Source organism: Arenibacter nanhaiticus (genome assembly GCF_900141935.1).
Taxonomy (GTDB): Bacteria; Bacteroidota; Bacteroidia; order Flavobacteriales; family Flavobacteriaceae; genus Arenibacter; species Arenibacter nanhaiticus.
The window spans coordinates 26,362-45,508 of sequence record NZ_FQYX01000024.1 but is presented as its reverse complement, the minus strand read 5'-3'; the positions used below and the strand labels follow the sequence as shown (position 1 = coordinate 45,508).

Genomic DNA, 19,147 nt, shown 5'->3' with positions numbered 1-19,147 from the left:
TCTGTGGTTTATATATTGATTGCAGAAATGAAATAGAAAGGCGAAATTTGGCGATTACAACGCCTATGCTATGCTGCTTAAAGAAATTAAAAATATTTTTCATCAAGAACTTGGTCCTGTTTATCCCAAAGAGGAGATAGATAGCTTTTTTTATATGATGATAGAACATTATTTGGGGCTAGAAAGATTTGTTTTGGCTTTAGAGCCCAATTTGATGGTCTCTAAGGAGGAAGAAGGTTCCTTGTTTTCCGGATTGAGTCAATTAAAATTACAACGCCCCATTCAACATATTCTAGGAAAAGCCTATTTTTTTGATTTGGAGTTTTCCGTGACCCAAGATGTATTGATTCCTAGGCCGGAAACAGAAGAATTGGTGCAATGGATTCTAGATACCATTTCAATCAGAAAGGAAGATGCTAGGGAGAGTGAAAAACCAATTCGAATTTTAGATATCGGGACCGGTAGTGGGTGCATTGCTATTGCCTTGGCCAAAAATCTTGGCGATGCAAAGGTTTTTGCCCTCGATGTATCTGAGGATGCCTTAAAAATAGCCAAGCAAAACGCTTTGGATAATGAGGTGGAAATTGAATTTATACATTCTGATATACTCCAATTGAAAACACTGGATGACAGCTTTGATGTTATTGTCTCTAACCCGCCTTATGTAAGGGAACTCGAAAAAAAGGAGATGAATGCCAATGTGCTCGATCATGAGCCTAATTTGGCTCTTTTTGTGTCGGACCATGATCCGTTGGTGTTTTATAGGACCATAACAGCATTTGCCGCTGCCCATCTAAAAAGTGAAGGGGTATTGTTTTTTGAAATTAACCAATATTTGGGGGAGGCCTCGCAAGAGCTGTTGGTAGATGCAAAATTTACGGATATAGAACTCCGTAAAGATATGTTCGGAAACGACAGAATGCTGAAAGGTGTGTTAAAGCAATAAAGATAATTAAGAAAATGACGATCCATTAGCGAAAAGTGGAAGTTGTTGTATGAACAAAAAATTAAAAACCTTTTCCGTGATGAACATGGGGAAAAAGGAGCATTTTTAAATGGATATAAAACAAAAAATAGAAGAACTGCGCAAAGCGCTACAAGAGCATAATTATAATTATTATGTATTGGATAGTGCTACCATATCTGATTTTGAATTTGATATGAAACTAAAGGAATTACAGGAATTGGAAGCTAATTATCCTGAATTCTACGATGCTACCTCTCCTACCTTAAGGGTTGGTGGAATGGTTACTAAAAATTTTGAAACTCTTGTTCATGAGCATCGCATGTATTCCCTGGACAATTCTTATTCCAAGGAGGATTTGGAAGATTGGGAAAAAAGGATTCAAAAAATATTGGGCGATGTGACCGTCGAATTTACCTGTGAACTAAAATATGATGGGGCTTCTATTAGTTTAACCTATGAAGATGGGAAATTGGTCCGCGGCCTAACCCGTGGAGATGGCTTTCAAGGAGATGATGTCACCAATAATATAAAAACAATTAAGACCGTTCCTTTACAATTAAGAGGCGACTATCCTTCAAAGTTCGATATTAGAGGGGAAATTGTTTTGCCTTTTGAAGCTTTCGAAAAAATGAACCTTGAAAGAATAGAAAACGGAGAGGAACCTTATATGAACCCAAGAAATACAGCCGCTGGGAGTCTAAAATTACAAGATAGTGCCTTGGTGGCGGAACGGCCTTTGGAGTGTTTGCTGTATAGTGTTGTGGGAACAAATCTAGGGCTGAGCTCGCAATACCAAGTGTTGGAAAAAACCAGAAACTGGGGCTTTAAAGTGCCTTCCGTGGCAAAATTGTGTAAAACCACCGATGAGGTAATGGAATTTGTAGAGTATTGGGATATTCATAGGCATGAATTGCCTTATGAAACCGATGGTGTGGTGGTTAAGGTAAATAGTATTCAACAACAAGAAGAATTGGGGTACACCTCTAAATCGCCGCGTTGGGCTATGGCTTATAAATTTAAGGCAGAGCAAGTGTCTACAGTTTTAGAAGAGATTACCTATCAGGTAGGTCGTACAGGGGCAATTACTCCTGTCGCCAATTTAACACCGATTCTTTTGGCCGGTACTACCGTAAAAAGAGCTTCTTTGCACAATGCCGATCAAATTGAAAAATTCGACATCAGGGTAGGAGATACCGTTTTTGTGGAAAAAGGAGGCGAGATAATACCGAAAATAGTCGGAGTGGACTTAATAAAAAGATCGGAAAATTCACTGCCGACGCAATATATAGACCACTGCCCAGAGTGTCATGCGTCCTTGGTGCGCACAGAAGGCGATGCCAAGCATTATTGCCCCAATGAATATGGGTGTCCACCACAAATTACTGGGCGTATTCAACACTATATTTCTAGAAAAGCCATGGATATAGAAGGCTTGGGCGGGGAAACAGTAGAATTGCTTTTTAAAGAAGGGTTGATTGAAAATTATGCCGATTTATATACGCTGACCAAAGAACAGTTATTGCCCTTGGAGCGAATGGCAGAAAAGTCGGCCGAAAACTTGATAAATGGGGTGGCAGCCTCTGTTAATATTCCTTTCGAAAGGGTGTTGTTTGCCTTAGGGATTAGGTTTGTTGGGGAAACGGTGGCTAAAAAATTGGCCAAAGCCTATAAAAACATAGAGGCCTTAATGGAAGCTTCTGTTAAAGAACTGATGACTGTTGATGAAATTGGACAGCGTATTGCCGAAAGTGTTGTCGGCTTTTTTGGAAACGAAAAGAATTTGGAAATATTAAAAAGGTTAAGATCCTATGGTGTGCAGTTTGAACTTTCTGCAGATAAGCTTCTAAATCAGACAGAACTCTTTAAAGGGAAAACCTTTGTCGTTTCTGGCGTGTTCGAAAAAGTGAGTAGGGACGAGCTCAAAAAAATGATCGAGGATAATGGGGGTAAAGTGGGATCGAGTATTTCTTCTAAAACTTCCTTTCTTGTCGCTGGGGATAAAATGGGGCCCAGTAAAAGAACTAAGGCAGAAAGTGTAGGGGTGCCCATTATTTCAGAGGAGGATTTTCTCGAAATGCTATAAGGTATGGGGAAACTTCCTTAGACTAAATAGAAGTGATAAGGTAGTTTTATTTCTGGTAGGTGTTGCCGTCAGAACAGTTTATAAGTAGATTAAAAATTTTAATGAAGATGAAGCCTAAAACTTTTAAAGAATTTCTAGAAACATTACAGGCCGATACGCCGCCTTCATTTTGGACCGAAGCCTTACGGGCAATGTGGTACGATTTAAAAGGGGACTGGAATGCTTCCCACAATATTGCGCAAGATTTGCATACGATGGAGGGGAGTTGGATTCATGGGTATTTACATCGACAAGAAGGCGATAAATTTAATGCTGGCTATTGGTATCGACAGGCTGGCCGAGATTATCCGAAGGTAAGTTTAAAGGAGGAACAGAAAATAATGGTAACGTATTTTTTAGAACAATAAGAATTTCGGATTGCCTTTTCAAGTAGTTCTTGAAAGGCCACTGCTGATAGTTGTTCAGCAGTGGCTTTTTTTGCGTTAGGGACCGCGGCGGCATCCCCGCAGCCGCGCAAGGGATATAGCCAAGGGCCCGCCCGACGAAGTAGGGAACGCCCAAATTATTTTTACTATAAGCGAAATTATAGATTGCTATTTTTATTGTAAATCCCATGCTTTTGACTTGATATGAATTAAAGAAACTTAAGCTTTAATCCTCTAATTGGTGTATTTTTATTTTTATCACAACCGATTTGGAGGTGGGGGTATTGCTTTTATCGGCCGTACTGCTTATGGGGACTAAGACGTTGGTTTCTGGAAAATAAGTGGTGCAACATTGTTGAGGTATGTTGTAGGGTACCGGAATAAACTTTTTTGCGACCCTTGTGGCCTTGTCATGAAAATTGTAAAGATCTACTAAGTCGCCTTCTTTTAGACCAAACTTAGAAATATCGGCTGGATTCATAAAAATTACTCTTCTTTCATTGTAAACACCTCTATACCGGTCGTTTAGTCCGTATATAGTGGTGTTAAATTGATCATGGCTACGGACGGTCATCATCATTAAATCGTCCTTTTCCAAAGGTATTGGGGTATTGTCGGAAATGGTAAAATGCGCCTTCCCTGTAGGGGTTGTATAGGTGTTTTCTCTGGCGGTATTGGGCAGATAAAAGCCTTCCTGAACGCGATTGTTGTAATCTTTGAAACCTGGTATACAGGCTTCTATGCTGTCTCTGATATGATTGTAATGCGCTAAAAAGTGATCCCAGTTAACCTTGCTTTTTTTAAGGGTGGCTTTGGCTATATTGCACACTATAGAAGGTTCGCTTTGTAAGAGTTCCGAGATAGGCTGTAGGCTTCCCTTGGAACTATGGACAACTCCCATAGAGTTTTCTACGCTCACAAATTGTTGCTCTCCGTTAATGATGTCCTTATCTGTCCTGCCCAAACACGGTAAAATTAAGGCTTCTTTACCATGAATTAAATGGCTGCGATTTAATTTTGTAGATACCTGTACTGTCAGGTCGCAGCGCTGTAATGCTTGGGCCGTGTATAAGGTGTCTGGAGTAGCGGAAAGGAAATTGCCACCCATGGCAAAAAACACTTTTGCCCGGCCCTCAGACATCGCTCTTATACTTTCAACCGTATCGTAGCCGTTTTTTCGGGGTGGTTTAAAGTTAAATTCCTTTTCCAGGCTGTCTAATAATTCCTTGGGAGGTTTTTCATAGATACCCATGGTGCGGTCTCCTTGAACATTGCTATGTCCGCGAACCGGACAGGTACCAGCCCCTGGTTTTCCTATACTTCCTTTTAAAAGTAGGAGGTTGACAACTTCCTGAATAGTGGCGACAGCATTTTTGTGCTGTGTAAGGCCCATTGCCCAACAGGCGATAATTTTGTTTTTGTTACTCAATATACTGGCTACTTGTTGTAGTTGTACCAAAGATATGCCACAGGTCGCGATTAGGGTATCTAAATCAAGGCTTTCGATATGGGTGAGATAATCGTGAAAGCCCATTGTTTTTTTACTAATAAAGGACAAGTCAAATACCTTTCCCGCATTGTTTTTCTCCTCGGCCATCATAAGCTTTACCAAAGCTTGTAATAGGGCCATGTCGCCATTTATTTTTACCTGAAGATAAATATCGGACAGCTTGGTCTTGCTTCCTAAAAGGGCCTTCACCTCTTGAGGATTTTTAAAATTTAGCAATCCCGTTTCCATGATAGGGTTTACAGCAATTATCGTAGCTCCATTTTCCTTGGCCTTTTGCAGGGCGCTAAGCATTCTGGGGTGGTTAGTGCCGGGATTTTGTCCTAAAATAAGGATGACTTCCGTTTTGTAGAAGTCGTCTAAGGTAACAGATCCCTTGCCGATGCCTAGCGTATCGTTAAGGGCTACGCCACTACTTTCGTGGCACATATTGCTGCAATCGGGCATGTTGTTGGTTCCAAATTCCCTAACGAAGAGCTGGTATAGGAAAGCGGCTTCGTTACTAGTACGGCCAGAGGTGTAAAATATAGCTTGGTCCGGACTTTCTAAAGCGTTTAAATGTGCGCCGATTTTTTTATAAGCAGCTTCCCAGCTTATAGCTTGGTAATGGTCGGAGCCTATGGGGAGGTACATCGGTTGGGCGATTCGGCCTTTTTTGCCAATTTCATAGTCCGATAGTTTTGATAGCTCGGAGACACTTTTGGTTTTGAAAAAAGCGGGTCCTAGTTTTTTGGTAGTCGCTTCCTCTGCAATGGCCTTTGCGCCATTCTCGCAGTATTCGGCAATAGGGCTGCGTTCGTCGTCCGGATCTGGCCAAGCACAGCCGGGGCAATCAATACCGCCTTTTTGGTTGAGGTTTGCCATAGCTTTGAAGCCTCTAAGAATACCCATTTCACTAAAAACATGTTTGGCAGACGAAATGACGGCAGGGATTCCTGCAGCTACTTTTTTGGGCTCGGAAGTCCGTAGACCGGTTAATTTTGCCGGTGATTCTGCCTTGGGCGTCTTGTCTTTAGAAGAAGGATCCATTATTTTTTGGCTGCTGTCGGATTAGGGTAATTATCAGATTGATCTTCTATGCGTTCATCTAAACAAACGAAGTCTTTTTCTAACAAAAGGGATAAGGTATTTCCGTTGTTTAAAACCATTTTGTGTTCATACCCAATACGCTCACTTTGTGGCCATAGGTTTTGTTCTGAAGCCGGTAAGAATAAGGTGATGGTGTCATGTTTGAATTCGGCCAATAGGGTGGTAATGTCTGGTTTTGTTCTTACCACATAAATAAAACTTTTTCCGTTAAATTCCGTACGTTCCTCAATATAGCCGCTCTGTCCTAATTTTTGAACCTCGGAACGAGTAAGTCGATAGCGAATGGAATTGCCTTGAATTCTTATTTTCATATGTAGCTGTTTATTGTTTTATAACGGTCCTACTTCGGCTGGGCTCAGTACAAGTGTGTAATTCAGTATAGCTGAATTGGTGTTTGCGACCAAATTTTGGTCATGCTCATATCGTGATTAAACTTACTTCCTAAAGCTAGGAATTAAGAATTTGGCTTCAAAGAATATACGGCTAAAGTTTTATACGATCAGCACCACTATATATGTTGTATCTAGATTCGTTGAGAAACCCTATTAAAGTTATATGGTGTTCCTTGGCCATCTCTACTGCCAAGCTCGAAGGAGCTCCTACGGCCATGATGAAGTGAATTCCGGCCATGGCAGCTTTTTGAATGAGTTCAAAACTGGCACGACCGCTTAGTAATAATAGGTGTTGGTCTAAGGGTAATTGGTCTTTTAGAAAAAAGTGTCCTATTAGTTTGTCCAAGGCATTGTGCCTTCCAACATCTTCCTTTAGGCAAATGAAAGTTCCATTGGTATTAAATATAGCAGCGGCATGGAGACCTCCTGTATTTTTAAAAATAGCTTGTTTCTGTTTTAATATGGATGGGAAGGTTTTGATGGCATGTGGCTCTATTTGAAAACTGCCGGGAGTGCTGGGCAATCGGCAAACGGTTTTTATGGCATCTAAGCTGGCTTTTCCACAAACCCCACAACTGCTGCTGGTATAAAAATGCCTGTCTAAGGAGCTGAGGTTTAATTTTTCGGAAGTATTGAGGAATACATGTGTGGTGTTAGGGGTGGTATCGACCTTGGCTACTTGTTGCTTAGAAGAGGCAATACCTTCGGTAAATAAAAATCCAAGAGCCAATTCTTTATCGCTGCCCGGGGTACGCATGGTGATGGAAATGTTTTTATGGGTTACCTTAGGGGAGGCGTCTAGGATGCTAAGGCTAATTTCCAATGGATCTTCAACGGCCAAAAAATCGTCCACCTCCTCTATGGTTTCGCCCTTAATTTTAATGATTTGCTTTTTTAAGGTAGATTTTTTGGTGTCCTTGTCCATGGTATTTACTTTACACTGTGATGGATGTTCCTTCTGTACTGATGTTTTTTTGTTCGTCTAAATAAAAGTCGATTCTCCCTAAATTGATTCCGAAACAACCTACCTGGTTGACCAATACTTGCCGGTCGTTTTTGTTTTTTGCAATGGTGGGTTTGTCTAAGAAGGTATGGGTGTGTCCGCCAATAATTAAATCGATGTGCTCTGTTTGGGCAGCTAGTTTTAAGTCGTCCGGTTTTTGAAGGTTTTGGTATTGATATCCCATATGCGATAAGCAGACGATGATATCACATTTCTCTTCAACTTTTAAGGTACGACTAATATCCTGCGCTACTTCTATCGGGTTCAGGTATCCGGTTTCTTTATATAGATCCTTGCTTACCAAACCATTTAGTTCTATTCCTAATCCAAAAACGCCAATTTTCACACCATCGCGTAAATAAGTCTTATAGGGCTTTACGTGGCCATCCATAAGGGTGTTTGAAAAATTGTAATTGGCCGATAAGAAGTCAAATTTTGCATGGGGCAATTGGGCGTAAAGTCCCTCTAGGCCATTATCAAAATCGTGATTACCTAAGGTGGTAGCATCGTATTTTAACATGCTCATTATTTTAAACTCCAGTTCTCCGCCATAAAAATTAAAATAGGGGGTGCCCTGAAATATATCCCCGGCATCGAATAAAAGGGTATTGGGGTTTTCATTTCGGATTTGGGCTACCAATGTAGCGCGTCTTGCCAATCCTCCTAAATTTGGAAAATTAGAATGATGGGCCGGAAAGGGGTCAATATGGCTATGCACATCATTGGTGTGTAAAATTGTGATATGCTTTTTAGCGGTACTTTGGCAAGAACTAAAAGATAATCCGCCTAGGCCAATAAAAGCTGAGGTAGCTGCAGTTCTTGATATAAATTCTCTACGCTCCATTTTAATTTTCTTGTATAAATCTGTCGTCTACTACAGAAGTAATAGTGTCTTTTTTAGAAAAATAATCGATCAAAGTGTTTCTAAGCAAATAATCAACATTGGTCAAAGAGAGGTGCTCTTTAAAAAAGCTCATATTGTCGCCTCCAGTTATTAAATAATCTGATGTGGCCACAAAATAAACTTTGTCCTTGTCGAATGGTTTGCCTTGGATATTTACAGCTTTTAAATTTTTATTCTCGTCCACTGTAATTTGGATGCCAGCTATAGGGTGTGGTTTGGTAGATTGTATAAGATAAGAAACCAAGGCTTCTACAGCAGTCCCATTTAATTCGGCAATAAAAACGGAATTTTCAAACGGCATTACTTCATAGGCAGTCCTAGTGGTGATATTGCCTTTAGAAATATTGGTTCTTATGCCACCATGGTTAAGAAGAACAAAATCTATATCCTTGCCGGTCCTGGATTTAAAAATCGGATTTACTTCCTCTAGGACAATATCGGCCATTAAATTCCCGGCCGTAGAATTGTATTTGCCGTCCGTTTTCGAAATCGTTTTAGGGGCATAAGCAAGGGTGCTGTCCAATACCTGATTTATCCGTTCTCTATAAGGGTTTACAAATGCTTCAATAGTGCCTTCAGAGGCGTAAGAAGAGTCGATTTTAATAATTTTCCCTTCTATGGTATCTACTTTGGAAACGGAGTGTTTACAGGAGGTAAATAGTAGTGTTGTTACAAAAATAACAAAATGTTGGTTTTTTAAAATCATATAGTTATTACCTTCGTATTATTATTGAGATGATATTATTTACTTTTACCACCACGATAATGTAAAAGTACATGTTTTTAAAATCGCTCACAGAAAAAATTAAGTTTAAAGCCGGTAAAAAGGCTTTAAAACAAGGGTTAAAGGAGTCGTCAAGGCTTGTTAGTCCTAATAAAGGAATAAGTTCTATAGGTTGTATTGTTGATTTGGATGAGGTGACGGATACTACGCAGTTTTATGAGTTTATAGAAGAATTTTCATTGCGTTCCAATGCTGTTCAGATAATTGGATATAAAAAACATCACGACAAAAACTCGCCTTATACCACTGCTATATTTTCCGACAAGGATTTAGGGTGGGGTGGAAAAATTGAAAACAGTCATGTTTCAGAATTCTTAGGCAGAGAGTACGACCTGTTGGTGAACTATTATACCAAAGACAAATTGTTGTTGCAATTAATGACGATAAAAGCCAAGACCAAGTTAAAAGTAGGTTTTGGGGAAGTGGATAAAAATTTAAATGATTTGATATTGAATATTCCTATTAAGGATTTTCAAACGTTCAAAAAAGAACTGGCGAAATACTTAAGGGTTTTAAATGCGATTAAATAATGAAACAATTGATTGGTACGGGTGTTGCCTTGGTTACTCCATTTAAGGAGGATCTCTCTATTGATACGCTTGCGTTAGAGAAAATAGTAAATTACTGTGTTGACGGTGAGGTAGAATACCTTGTGGTCTTGGGTACAACGGCAGAATCTGTAGTGCTGACCGATAAGGAAAAGCAACTTGTAATCGATACCGTTGTAGCGGCCAATGCTGGCAGACTTCCATTAGTGTTGGGTGTAGGTGGAAATAGCACAGTAGCGGTGGTAGAAGAGTTAGAGAAGACTAATTTGGATGAATTTGCTGCTATTTTATCAGTTTCTCCTTATTATAATAGGCCTACCCAGGAAGGAATTTATCAGCATTTTAAAGCGGTTTCCATTGCATCTTCCAAACCTGTTATACTTTATAACGTACCAGGAAGAACGGGAAGTAATATGTTACCCGAAACAGTATTGAGGTTGGCCAACGATTTTACAAATATCGTAGCTATAAAGGAGGCTTCTGGCGATATGGTTCAGGTAATGAGAATCATAAAAGACAAACCAGAAGATTTTATGGTGATATCCGGTGACGATTTTACGGCGCTGTCTACAGTGCTTGCCGGTGGGGCAGGGGTTATTTCTGTTTTAGGACAAGGGGTGCCCGTAGCCTTTTCACAAATGATTCGTTTTGGGCTGGAAGGAAAAGTAAAAGAGGCTTTCGAATTGCAGTATGCCCTACAAGATGGTGCCGACCTAATTTTTAAGGAAGGGAATCCGGCAGGTATTAAGGCTGTGTTTGAAATTTTAGGACTATGTTCTGCTCAGGTGAGATTGCCTTTGGTAGAGGCTACTTCGTCACTGAAAAACAGCTTAAAAACATTTATGGATAGCCTAATTAAAACTGTGGCTTAGGTGTTTGGGGGTTCCTAATATTCTCAAAATTAAATATGATTAAAGTTAAAACTTGCACAAAAGATTGTAGTTGGCAGGGCAGGTAGTTATTTTAGTGCTATAAAAATGTTTTTTATATCCGTTTAGAATCCCTAATTTTGCAGAATGTTTTTAAAAATGAAGAGACTATTTTCCATATTATTTGCAGCCGTACTATTAAACTCTTGTAGTGAGTATCAAAAGGTGCTTAAAAACGAGGATGTTAAAGCAAAGTACGATTTGGCAGAAAAATTTTATAACGAAGGCGATTATAAAAGGGCAAACCGTTTGTTAGAGCAAATAGCTCCCAAATATATAGGGAAACCTCAAGGAGAGAGGGTGATGTTTTTTCTAGCGAATTCTTATTTCGAGAATAGGGATTATAATATGGCAGGATATCAGTTTGAAAGATTTTTGAAATCGTATCCTAAAAGTGATAAGGCGGTAGAAGCTGGATTTTTAGGGGCAAAAAGTTATTACAAGCTTTCTCCAAAATATTCTTTGGATCAGACAGATACAGATAAAGCCTTGATGAAATTACAGAATTTTATCAATACATATCCAGATGCAGAGTATATGGCCGAAGCTAATATTATGGCGAAGGAATTAACTACCAAAAAGGAACGTAAAGCTTTTGAAATTGCGAAGCAATACAAGACCATTGGTGAGTTTGATTATTCTTTTTTGACGCCTGCAGTAACTGCTTTTGATAATTTTATTTCAGATAACCCAGGGTCGGTTTATAGAGAAGATGCATTGTATTATAAGTTTATGGCCTCTACAAGTTTGGCCATGAATAGTTTCGATTATTTAAAGAAACAGCGATTGACCGATGCGAAATCTGTTTATACCGTGTTGAAAAAATATTATCCAGAGTCCGGTTATCTAAAAGATGCTAATAAGACTTTAGAGAAAATAGATAAAGAATTACAAAATTATTCCAAATAAAACTCCTTTTCACATGAATATGAATGACTTAAAAAATTCGAAAGCTCCTGTTTCTACGGTAACCATCAATAAGAACGATTTTGATGCACCTACAGGAAACATATACGAAGCTATATCCATTGCCTCTAAAAGAGCTGTTCAGATAAATTCTGAAATTAAGAAGGAGCTTTTAGAGAAATTGGAAGAGTTTGCTACTTATAGCGATAGTTTGGAAGAGGTTTTTGAAAACAAGGAGCAGATTGAAGTTTCCAAGTTTTACGAAAAATTACCAAAACCACACGCATTGGCAGTAAGAGAGTGGTTAGACGATAAGATTTATCACAGGAACACAGAAAAAGACGCTTAATAAGGATGTTGAGCGGTAAAAAAGTACTTTTAGGAATCTCTGGGGGTATAGCTGCATACAAGACTACCTTTTTAGTTCGTTTACTTATTAAAGCTGGCGCTGATGTTAAAGTTGTTTTAACAGAAAGCGCCAGCTCTTTTGTTACCCCCCTTACCTTAGCGACACTATCTAAAAATCCGGTGCTGACGTCTTTTGTAGATCAAGAGGAGGGAAGCTTGGATTGGAACAATCATGTAGCCTTAGGGCTTTGGGCAGATATAATGCTGATTGCTCCGGCTACGGCAAATACCTTGTCTAAAATGGCCAATGGTACTTGCGATAATTTGCTGATGGCAACTTATCTATCGGCCAAGTGTCCGGTGTATTTTGCGCCAGCAATGGATTTGGATATGTACCAACATCCCTCTACTGCGGCCTCTTTTGAAAAATTAGCTTCTTTTGGTAATATCATGATTCCGGCAACTTCGGGGGAATTGGCGAGCGGACTCTATGGTGAAGGGAGAATGGCAGAACCAGAGGAGATCGTCGATTTTCTACAAGAGCATCTAGCAAAGGGATTGCCCTTAAGTGGGAAACGAGTATTAATTACCGCAGGGCCTACCTATGAGGCTATTGATCCGGTTCGTTATATTGGGAACCATTCTACTGGTTTAATGGGGTATGAATTGGCCAAAAAAGCAGCTTCCTTGGGGGCTAAAGTGATTTTAGTGTCAGGGCCGTCCCACTTGTCAATTCAGCATAACAATATTGAGTTGATAAAAGTGAAATCGGCCGACGAAATGTATCAGGCAACCTTAAGGGATTACCATCTTTGTGATATCGTAATCTGTGCGGCTGCGGTGGCCGATTACAGGCCTAAGGCTGTCGCTGATCAGAAAATAAAGAAATCTACAGAAGAATTTACGATTACCTTGGTAAAAAACCGGGATATCTTATTTTCATTGGGAGAATTAAAAAAGCAGCAGTTTCTTGTAGGCTTCGCTTTGGAAACCCAGAATGAAGTGGAAAATGCGATAGGAAAATTAAAAAGGAAAAATCTAGATGCTATTGTTCTCAATTCATTAAACGATTCGGGGGCAGGTTTTGGTGAATTAACCAATAAAATATCCTTCATAGATAAGAATTTGAATATTAAAACGTTTGAGTTAAAAACCAAGTCAGCGGTTGCTGCGGATATTTTAAATGAAATTATAGCTAAAATCTATGCGTAAGCTGATATTAACCCTATTCTTTATAAGTTTCTCCTTCCTTTTGGGAGCTCAGGAGTTGAACTGTGTGGTCACTGTAAATTCCGATCAGGTAGGGCAAACCAATCAGCAAATATTTAAAACCTTGGAACGCTCCCTGAACGATTTTGTCAATAAAACCACTTGGTCCGACAGAATTTATAAGGAGAACGAAAGGGTAAACGCCCAGATGTTTATTGCTATTTCTGAATTTGAGTCCAATAGGTTTAAGGCCAGTATACAAATACAATCTTCAAGGCCTGTTTTTAATACCGCCTACGAAAGCCCAATTTTTAACTATAAGGACAATCAATTTAATTTTGAGTATATAGAGTTTCAGCCTTTGGTGTTCAATGAAAATAATATACAATCTAACCTAGTGGCAGTGATTTCGTATTATGCTAATATTATTTTGGGATTAGATGCCGATACGTTTTCCTTGGAAGGAGGAAATGATTATTTTAAAAAGGCCCAACAGATTGTAGCCTTGGCGCAAAGTGCTAATTTTTCGGGCTGGGCACAGGCATCAGGGAATCGAAGTAGGTTTGAGCTAGTAGATAACCTATTATCTAATACCTATAAGGAATACCGAGTGGCATTGTATAATTACCACAGAAAAGGCATGGATGTATTAGCCGATAATACCAGTTCGGGAAAACAGGTAGTAGCGGGTACCATGCGCCTATTCGAAACCATGGTTAACCGCCGGCCGAATGGTTTTTTAATGCAGATCTTTTTTGATGCCAAGGCCGAAGAGATTCAAAATGTATTTTCCGATGGCCCAAAAGTCGATGTGGTTGCCTTAAAAGAAACCCTAAATAAGATAGCGCCGCTATATTCTTCCAGTTGGAACGAAATAAAATTTTAAACCGTTTTTTTCCACTGGAATAAAATTTATCTTTACTGCAATAAACTTTATACATTGCTGACAAATTTATCCATAAAAAACTACGCCTTAATAGACCATTTAAACGTAAAGTTTACCAATGGTTTTACCATAATTACCGGGGAAACCGGTGCTGGTAAGTCAATCTTACTAGGTGGGTTGTCCTTGGTGCTGGGCAATAGAGCAGATCTATCATCCTTAAAAGAAAAAGATAATAAATGTATTGTCGAGGCCGAATTTGAGGTCTCTAAATATGGTTTAAAACCTTTTTTTGAGGCTAATGATCTAGAATACGAGGAAAAGACTATTATTAGAAGAGAAATATTGCCAAGTGGCAAGTCTAGGGCTTTTATCAATGACTCTCCTGTGAACCTAGGGGTCTTGACCCAATTGGGAGAGCGGTTGATAGATGTGCATTCGCAACACCAAACCCTAAAGTTGGGGGAAAACGATTTTCAATTAAAGGTCATCGATGCCTTGGCGGATAATGAAAAACCACTACAAGCGTATAGAGAAGACCTTATTGTATATCAAAAGACTTCTAAAGAATTAGATCGCTTAATTAACTTTCAAAAAACGGCCGCTAAGGAGCACGAGTACAATAGTTTTTTGTTAGAGGAATTAAGTGCTGCCCCTTTAAAAGAAGGGATTGTAGCAGAATTGGAAGAACAGTACGAGGAACTTAATAATGTAGAAGTTATTATGGATCAGCTCTCTCACGGGGAGCAGCTCCTTAATGACGAACAGGTAGGGGTGTTAAATTTATTGACACAATTAAAACAGACCTCCAGTAAATTGTCTGCCTTTGGGAACCAATACCAGGCTATAAACGAACGTATTATTTCGGTATTCATTGAATTGGATGATATATCTGGTGAACTTAACCAGTTTCAGGAGCGCTTGGAGGTGAATCCACAATTGCTGGAAGAAGTCAATGGAAAACTGCAATTGTTATACGATTTGTTAAAGAAGCACAAGGTGCAAGATGTGTCCGAGCTGATAGCTATAAAGGAAGCGCTTGAAAAAAGCGTCAGTGCTACGGAGAATATCGATGCCGATATTTTGGCAAAGAAGAAAGAACTACAGCTTTTAGAAAAAGAGCTGAATGCAAGGGCACAGCACATCAGCAACAATAGAAAGTCTGTCATAGAAACTCTAAAAGAGCAATTGGCAGCCAGTTTGGGAGAATTGGGGATGGCAAGTGCTACCTTTAAAATAGAGATCAATCCAAGTAAGGAGTTTATGTCCTCAGGAAAGGATGATCTGGTCTTTTTGTTTTCGGCAAATAAAGGCTCTGCCTATGGCGAATTAAAGCGGGTAGCTTCCGGAGGGGAGTTGTCGCGAATCATGTTGGCCATTAAAGCTATTTTGGCGAAGTATGAAAATTTGCCTACGATGATGTTCGATGAAATCGATACCGGGGTGTCTGGAGAAATATCTACCAAAATGGGAGCTATCATGCAGGAAATGAGTAAAACAATGCAAATATTTTCCATTACGCATTTGCCTCAGGTTGCGGCTAAAGGAAAATATCATTATAAGGTATATAAGGAAGAGGAGCTTTTGGGAACCAATACAAAAATGAAAAAGCTATCCGAAGAAGAAAGAGTTGTAGAACTGGCCGAAATGCTAGGCGGAAAAACAATCTCCCAGTCGGCCTTGGCCCATGCAAAACAGTTATTGAATTAATGATCTTAAATAAATAAAGATTCGTATGTCGATTAATTTATTGAAAGGAAAAAAAGGAATTATTTTTGGGGCTTTGGACGAAAATTCAATAGCCTGGAAGACAGCAGAAACAGTACATGCACAGGGCGGTACTTTTGTGTTGACCAATGCACCCATCGCTATGCGTATGGGGCAAATAGATGAATTAGCAAAAAAAACAGGCTCCGAAATCATTCCTGCCGATGCTACTAGTGAGGCAGATTTGGATAATTTAGTGGCCAAATCAATGGAAATTCTTGGTGGCAAAATAGATTTCGTACTACATGCTATTGGGATGTCCGTAAACGTACGTAAAGGCAGGGCATATACTGACGAGAAATACGATTTCACGACCAAAGGATGGGATGTGTCCGCTTTGTCCTTTCACAAGGTGTTACAGAGCTTGTACAAGGCCGATGCCATGAACGAATGGGGAAGCGTGGTAGCTTTGTCCTATATTGCGGCACAACGTACCTTTCCCGATTATAACGATATGGCAGACAATAAAGCCTATCTTGAGTCAGTGGCACGTAGCTTCGGGTACTTTTTTGGAAAAGAGAAAAAAGTAAGAGTAAATACCATTTCTCAGTCCCCAACACCTACGACGGCCGGCCAAGGAGTAAAAGGATTCAATAATTTTATCTCTTATGCCGAAAAAATGTCGCCGCTCGGCAATGCCTCTGCTCAAGACTGTGCCGATTATACCGTTACCTTGTTTTCGGATTTTACAAAAAAGGTAACCATGCAAAACTTATTCCATGATGGCGGTTTTTCCAATACTGGGGTGAGCCAGGAGATAGTGGATAAATTTTCCGAGTAAAATTATAATACTAATGCAATAGCCATCCGATCATTGGGATGGCTTTTGTTTTTATATACAAAATTAATGGATTTGTTTTTTTCTTTTATCGTTCCTGTTTACAACAGACCTATTGAAATAAAAGAGCTGTTGCAAAGCCTCAGCTTGCAAACGTACGGGAAGCCCTTTGAGGTAGTGGTTGTTGAAGATGGTTCTGAAGATAGTTCCCAAGAGGTGGTAGCAGCCTTTAAGGACAATCTTTCTATTACCTACCTGACTAAGAAAAATTCTGGCCCAGGCGATTCTAGGAACTATGGGATGAAACGTGCCAAAGGAAACTATTTTATTGTCCTGGATTCCGATTGTATTTTGCCGCCTCATTACCTAGGTGCGGTAGCGGAATCCTTAAACAAAAAATACGTTCCTTGTTTTGGTGGCCCCGATGCTGCACACGAATCTTTTACCGTGGTTCAGAAGGCAATAAACTACGCGATGACTTCTTTATTGACCACTGGAGGGATTAGAGGAGCGAAGGCCGCTGTAGGTAAGTTTCAACCGAGGAGTTTTAATATGGGGATTTCTAAAATAGCCTTTGAAAAAACAAAAGGCTATGGCAATATTCACCCAGGAGAAGATCCAGATCTTACTTTTAGAATCTGGAAGGAAGGATTTGAAACTAAATTGATACCAGAGGCTTTTGTATATCACAAAAGAAGGATCGATTGGAATAAGTTCTATAAACAAGTAAGTAAATTTGGAAAGGTAAGACCAATTCTAAATCGTTGGCATCCCGGAACAGCTAAAATTACCTATTGGTTCCCGACTTTGTTCTGTGTCGGATTTATCGCTGCCATGGTGCTTGCGATCTTAGGGAGTTATTGGCTTATTTCATTGTTCGCTTTGTATTTTATAGCCCTATTTGTTCATTCTTTAGTCCTGCATAAGAATATTGTTATTGCATTTCTGTCCCTAATCGCCGCCTCCATTCAGTTTATGGGATATGGTTCAGGGTTTTTAAAGAATACGGTTCTTATGGCCCTAAGTAAAAAGGAGCCGCAAGAATTGTTCCCTAAGTTATTTTTTAAACCTAATTTACAACGTGATAAATAATATAAAAAAACGACTTGATAAAAGGAAAGTAAAGCTTTCCTTAATTTTTTTGACGTGTTCGTTTTTGGCCTGGTTTGTAACTAATTTAACCGAGAATTATACAGAGAACGCCGAGTTCGATTTGCAATACAGTCGACCCCCTGATAGTTTGTTGTTTAACGGAGCTTCTAAAAAAAATATCAAGGTGAGACTGCGGACTAGTGGATTTCAGTTTTTATTGTTTGGTTTTAGAAACAAGCAAGTGCATTTATCGTTGTCGTCCTTAAAACAAAAGGGGACAAAATATTATATACCACCTTCCGTGTATAAAAATCAGATCGAAAATCAATTGCCAAAATCGATCTCTATACTGGATATGGACAGGGACACCCTGTTTTTTGACTTCCGAAAATTATACAAAAGGGAGATTCCTATAACCGCTAACGTAAAACTGAATTTAGAACCACATTATTTGATTGATGGAACGCTGCGATTAGAGCCAAGCAAACTTACTGTTATTGGACCTAAACATGAAATTGATAGTTTGCAGTTTATAGAGACGGAATCCTTGGTAGTGCCTCAGTTAAAAATGGATTTTAATAAAAAGTTGGCCTTAAGGCTTCCTAAGAATTTAAAACATACCCGATATTCGCATAAGGAAACGACGGTTTCTGTGCAGGTGTTTAAATTTTCCGAGAAACTTATAGAAGTACCCGTGCAGGTAATTAATGTGCCCGAAGGAACTTTGGTAAGAACCTTTCCAGATCGGGTGTCGGTGATTTGCAAAGCCCGTTTGGAAGATCTGAAAAACATAAGCGTAACCAATTTTTTGGTGGTGGTAGATTATGCCGAGATCAAGGAAGGTCGTGATAATATTCTTCAGTTAAAACTGCTTAAAAAGCCAGATCATTTAAACGTGGTAGAACTAAAAGAAAATGAAGTAGAATTTATTTTAAAAAGAGAATGAAGATTGTAGGCTTGACAGGTGGTATTGGTAGTGGGAAATCTACGGTAGGAGCAATGTTCCAAGCATTGGGGGTGCCTGTTTATAACTCAGATGTACAAGCTAAAATACTGATGGCCGAATCCAAGGAGCTACAGGAAGATATTCGAGGCTTGTTGGGGGCAGAAAGTTATGAAAATGGAGTTTTGAACAGGACTTTTATTGCAAATAAGGTGTTTAAGGACAAGGAATTGCTGCAAGCTTTAAATCGGATTGTCCATCCTGCAGTGAGACAGCATTTTTTGCAATGGGCAAAAAAGCAAAACGCAGCTTACGTCATTCAGGAAGCTGCTATTATTTTTGAAAATAATAGCGTCGATTTTTATGATAAAATTATTTTGGTAACCGCACCTAAAGAAGATAGAGTCAATAGGGTGGTGAAGAGAGACCAAGTGGAGGCGAAGAAAGTCGAGGATAGAATGAAAAATCAATGGCCCGATCAAAAAAAAGAGGAAGTATCCGATTTTGTAATTCATAACACCGATCTTGAGCAAACCCTTAAAGAAGTGCAACGGGTGCACAAAATCTTACTTAAAATGTAGGGTATCGAC

Annotated in this window: 19 protein-coding genes; 14 read left to right on the top strand and 5 right to left on the bottom strand. The window is 39.3% G+C overall.

What is annotated here, in order from left to right; translation table 11 throughout:
• The first annotated feature begins 70 nt into the window (after nucleotides 1-70).
• From prmC to BUA16_RS13570, 3 genes are all read left to right on the top strand, one after another.
• The gene (gene prmC / locus BUA16_RS13580) at nucleotides 71-946 is read left to right on the top strand and encodes a peptide chain release factor N(5)-glutamine methyltransferase (protein ID WP_072765301.1); all 876 of its coding nucleotides are present in this window, start codon (nucleotides 71-73) and stop codon (nucleotides 944-946) included.
• Between the two features lie 109 nt (nucleotides 947-1,055).
• Nucleotides 1,056-3,050, top strand: a complete 1,995-nt coding sequence (gene ligA, locus BUA16_RS13575; protein WP_072765300.1) for an NAD-dependent DNA ligase LigA — start codon at nucleotides 1,056-1,058, stop codon at nucleotides 3,048-3,050.
• Nucleotides 3,051-3,157: 107 nt separating this feature from the next.
• Entirely contained in the window at nucleotides 3,158-3,457 is a 300-nt protein-coding gene (locus tag BUA16_RS13570; RefSeq protein WP_072765299.1) for a hypothetical protein, read from the top strand.
• A gap of 244 nt (nucleotides 3,458-3,701) precedes the next feature.
• Here the strand turns inward: BUA16_RS13570 and BUA16_RS13565 are convergent, their stop codons facing one another.
• From BUA16_RS13565 to BUA16_RS13545, 5 genes are all read right to left on the bottom strand, one after another.
• Complete coding sequence (locus BUA16_RS13565) at nucleotides 3,702-6,011, bottom strand: FdhF/YdeP family oxidoreductase (protein WP_072765298.1); 2,310 nt, start codon at nucleotides 6,009-6,011, stop codon at nucleotides 3,702-3,704.
• Entirely contained in the window at nucleotides 6,011-6,382 is a 372-nt protein-coding gene (locus BUA16_RS13560) for a DUF7009 family protein (RefSeq protein WP_072765297.1), read from the bottom strand. Before BUA16_RS13560 ends, BUA16_RS13565 begins: the two co-directional genes overlap by 1 nt.
• Before the next feature lie 172 nt (nucleotides 6,383-6,554).
• Entirely contained in the window at nucleotides 6,555-7,388 is an 834-nt protein-coding gene (gene fdhD, locus BUA16_RS13555; RefSeq protein ID WP_072765296.1) for a formate dehydrogenase accessory sulfurtransferase FdhD, read from the bottom strand.
• A gap of 10 nt (nucleotides 7,389-7,398) precedes the next feature.
• The gene (locus BUA16_RS13550; protein WP_072765295.1) at nucleotides 7,399-8,310 is read right to left on the bottom strand and encodes a bifunctional metallophosphatase/5'-nucleotidase; all 912 of its coding nucleotides are present in this window, start codon (nucleotides 8,308-8,310) and stop codon (nucleotides 7,399-7,401) included.
• Between the two features lies 1 nt (nucleotide 8,311).
• Nucleotides 8,312-9,076 carry a 5'-nucleotidase C-terminal domain-containing protein gene (locus BUA16_RS13545; protein ID WP_072765294.1) on the bottom strand — a complete coding sequence of 255 codons (765 nt, stop codon included), beginning with the start codon at nucleotides 9,074-9,076 and terminating at the stop codon, nucleotides 8,312-8,314.
• 71 nt (nucleotides 9,077-9,147) lie between these two features.
• Here BUA16_RS13545 and BUA16_RS13540 point away from each other — a divergent pair, with 71 nt between their 5' ends.
• The 11 genes from BUA16_RS13540 to coaE all read left to right on the top strand — a co-directional run bounded on the left by BUA16_RS13540 (nucleotide 9,148) and on the right by coaE (nucleotide 19,138).
• Nucleotides 9,148-9,684: a DUF6913 domain-containing protein gene (locus BUA16_RS13540; protein ID WP_072765293.1), complete on the top strand. Its 537-nt coding sequence runs from the start codon at nucleotides 9,148-9,150 to the stop codon at nucleotides 9,682-9,684.
• Nucleotides 9,684-10,574, top strand: a complete 891-nt coding sequence (dapA, locus tag BUA16_RS13535) for a 4-hydroxy-tetrahydrodipicolinate synthase (protein ID WP_072765292.1) — start codon at nucleotides 9,684-9,686, stop codon at nucleotides 10,572-10,574. The genes BUA16_RS13540 and dapA overlap by 1 nt, the downstream gene beginning before the upstream one ends.
• 144 nt (nucleotides 10,575-10,718) lie before the next feature.
• Nucleotides 10,719-11,540 carry an outer membrane protein assembly factor BamD gene (locus BUA16_RS13530; RefSeq protein ID WP_072765291.1) on the top strand — a complete coding sequence of 274 codons (822 nt, stop codon included), beginning with the start codon at nucleotides 10,719-10,721 and terminating at the stop codon, nucleotides 11,538-11,540.
• A gap of 13 nt (nucleotides 11,541-11,553) precedes the next feature.
• On the top strand, nucleotides 11,554-11,886 hold the full coding sequence (locus BUA16_RS13525; RefSeq protein WP_178338886.1) for a DNA-directed RNA polymerase subunit omega: 333 nt from the start codon (nucleotides 11,554-11,556) through the stop codon (nucleotides 11,884-11,886).
• Between the two features lie 5 nt (nucleotides 11,887-11,891).
• Nucleotides 11,892-13,097 carry a bifunctional phosphopantothenoylcysteine decarboxylase/phosphopantothenate--cysteine ligase CoaBC gene (gene coaBC / locus BUA16_RS13520; RefSeq protein ID WP_072765290.1) on the top strand — a complete coding sequence of 402 codons (1,206 nt, stop codon included), beginning with the start codon at nucleotides 11,892-11,894 and terminating at the stop codon, nucleotides 13,095-13,097.
• Nucleotides 13,090-13,980, top strand: a complete 891-nt coding sequence (gene porD / locus BUA16_RS13515; RefSeq protein ID WP_072765289.1) for a type IX secretion system protein PorD — start codon at nucleotides 13,090-13,092, stop codon at nucleotides 13,978-13,980. The genes coaBC and porD overlap by 8 nt, the downstream gene beginning before the upstream one ends.
• A 54-nt stretch (nucleotides 13,981-14,034) precedes the next feature.
• Complete coding sequence (gene recN, locus BUA16_RS13510) at nucleotides 14,035-15,687, top strand: DNA repair protein RecN (protein ID WP_072765288.1); 1,653 nt, start codon at nucleotides 14,035-14,037, stop codon at nucleotides 15,685-15,687.
• Nucleotides 15,688-15,712: 25 nt separating this feature from the next.
• A complete protein-coding gene (locus tag BUA16_RS13505; protein WP_072765287.1) occupies nucleotides 15,713-16,525 on the top strand; it encodes an enoyl-ACP reductase FabI in 813 nt (270 codons plus the stop codon).
• Between the two features lie 66 nt (nucleotides 16,526-16,591).
• Nucleotides 16,592-17,614, top strand: coding sequence for a glycosyltransferase family 2 protein (locus tag BUA16_RS13500; RefSeq protein WP_072765286.1), 1,023 nt, complete (start codon nucleotides 16,592-16,594; stop codon nucleotides 17,612-17,614).
• Nucleotides 17,615-17,678: 64 nt separating this feature from the next.
• Nucleotides 17,679-18,560: a YbbR-like domain-containing protein gene (locus BUA16_RS13495; protein ID WP_143150512.1), complete on the top strand. Its 882-nt coding sequence runs from the start codon at nucleotides 17,679-17,681 to the stop codon at nucleotides 18,558-18,560.
• The gene (gene coaE, locus BUA16_RS13490) at nucleotides 18,557-19,138 is read left to right on the top strand and encodes a dephospho-CoA kinase (RefSeq protein ID WP_072765284.1); all 582 of its coding nucleotides are present in this window, start codon (nucleotides 18,557-18,559) and stop codon (nucleotides 19,136-19,138) included. Before BUA16_RS13495 ends, coaE begins: the two co-directional genes overlap by 4 nt.
• Nucleotides 19,139-19,147 lie beyond the last annotated feature (9 nt).

What these genes read in the sequence shown, in the direction of transcription:
- BUA16_RS13550 (WP_072765295.1), bottom strand. Translation starts at nt 8,310, where the DNA reads ATGGAGCGTAGAGAATTTATATCAAGAACTGCAGCTACCTCAGCTTTT.
- BUA16_RS13530 (WP_072765291.1), top strand. Translation starts at nt 10,719, where the DNA reads ATGTTTTTAAAAATGAAGAGACTATTTTCCATATTATTTGCAGCCGTA.
- porD (WP_072765289.1), top strand. Translation starts at nt 13,090, where the DNA reads ATGCGTAAGCTGATATTAACCCTATTCTTTATAAGTTTCTCCTTCCTT.
- prmC (WP_072765301.1), top strand. Translation starts at nt 71, where the DNA reads ATGCTGCTTAAAGAAATTAAAAATATTTTTCATCAAGAACTTGGTCCT.
- BUA16_RS13505 (WP_072765287.1), top strand. Translation starts at nt 15,713, where the DNA reads ATGTCGATTAATTTATTGAAAGGAAAAAAAGGAATTATTTTTGGGGCT.
- BUA16_RS13565 (WP_072765298.1), bottom strand. Translation starts at nt 6,011, where the DNA reads ATGGATCCTTCTTCTAAAGACAAGACGCCCAAGGCAGAATCACCGGCA.
- BUA16_RS13570 (WP_072765299.1), top strand. Translation starts at nt 3,158, where the DNA reads ATGAAGCCTAAAACTTTTAAAGAATTTCTAGAAACATTACAGGCCGAT.
- BUA16_RS13525 (WP_178338886.1), top strand. Translation starts at nt 11,554, where the DNA reads ATGAATATGAATGACTTAAAAAATTCGAAAGCTCCTGTTTCTACGGTA.
- dapA (WP_072765292.1), top strand. Translation starts at nt 9,684, where the DNA reads ATGAAACAATTGATTGGTACGGGTGTTGCCTTGGTTACTCCATTTAAG.
- coaE (WP_072765284.1), top strand. Translation starts at nt 18,557, where the DNA reads ATGAAGATTGTAGGCTTGACAGGTGGTATTGGTAGTGGGAAATCTACG.
- BUA16_RS13545 (WP_072765294.1), bottom strand. Translation starts at nt 9,076, where the DNA reads ATGATTTTAAAAAACCAACATTTTGTTATTTTTGTAACAACACTACTA.
- ligA (WP_072765300.1), top strand. Translation starts at nt 1,056, where the DNA reads ATGGATATAAAACAAAAAATAGAAGAACTGCGCAAAGCGCTACAAGAG.
- BUA16_RS13500 (WP_072765286.1), top strand. Translation starts at nt 16,592, where the DNA reads ATGGATTTGTTTTTTTCTTTTATCGTTCCTGTTTACAACAGACCTATT.
- coaBC (WP_072765290.1), top strand. Translation starts at nt 11,892, where the DNA reads ATGTTGAGCGGTAAAAAAGTACTTTTAGGAATCTCTGGGGGTATAGCT.
- BUA16_RS13560 (WP_072765297.1), bottom strand. Translation starts at nt 6,382, where the DNA reads ATGAAAATAAGAATTCAAGGCAATTCCATTCGCTATCGACTTACTCGT.
- BUA16_RS13540 (WP_072765293.1), top strand. Translation starts at nt 9,148, where the DNA reads ATGTTTTTAAAATCGCTCACAGAAAAAATTAAGTTTAAAGCCGGTAAA.
- fdhD (WP_072765296.1), bottom strand. Translation starts at nt 7,388, where the DNA reads ATGGACAAGGACACCAAAAAATCTACCTTAAAAAAGCAAATCATTAAA.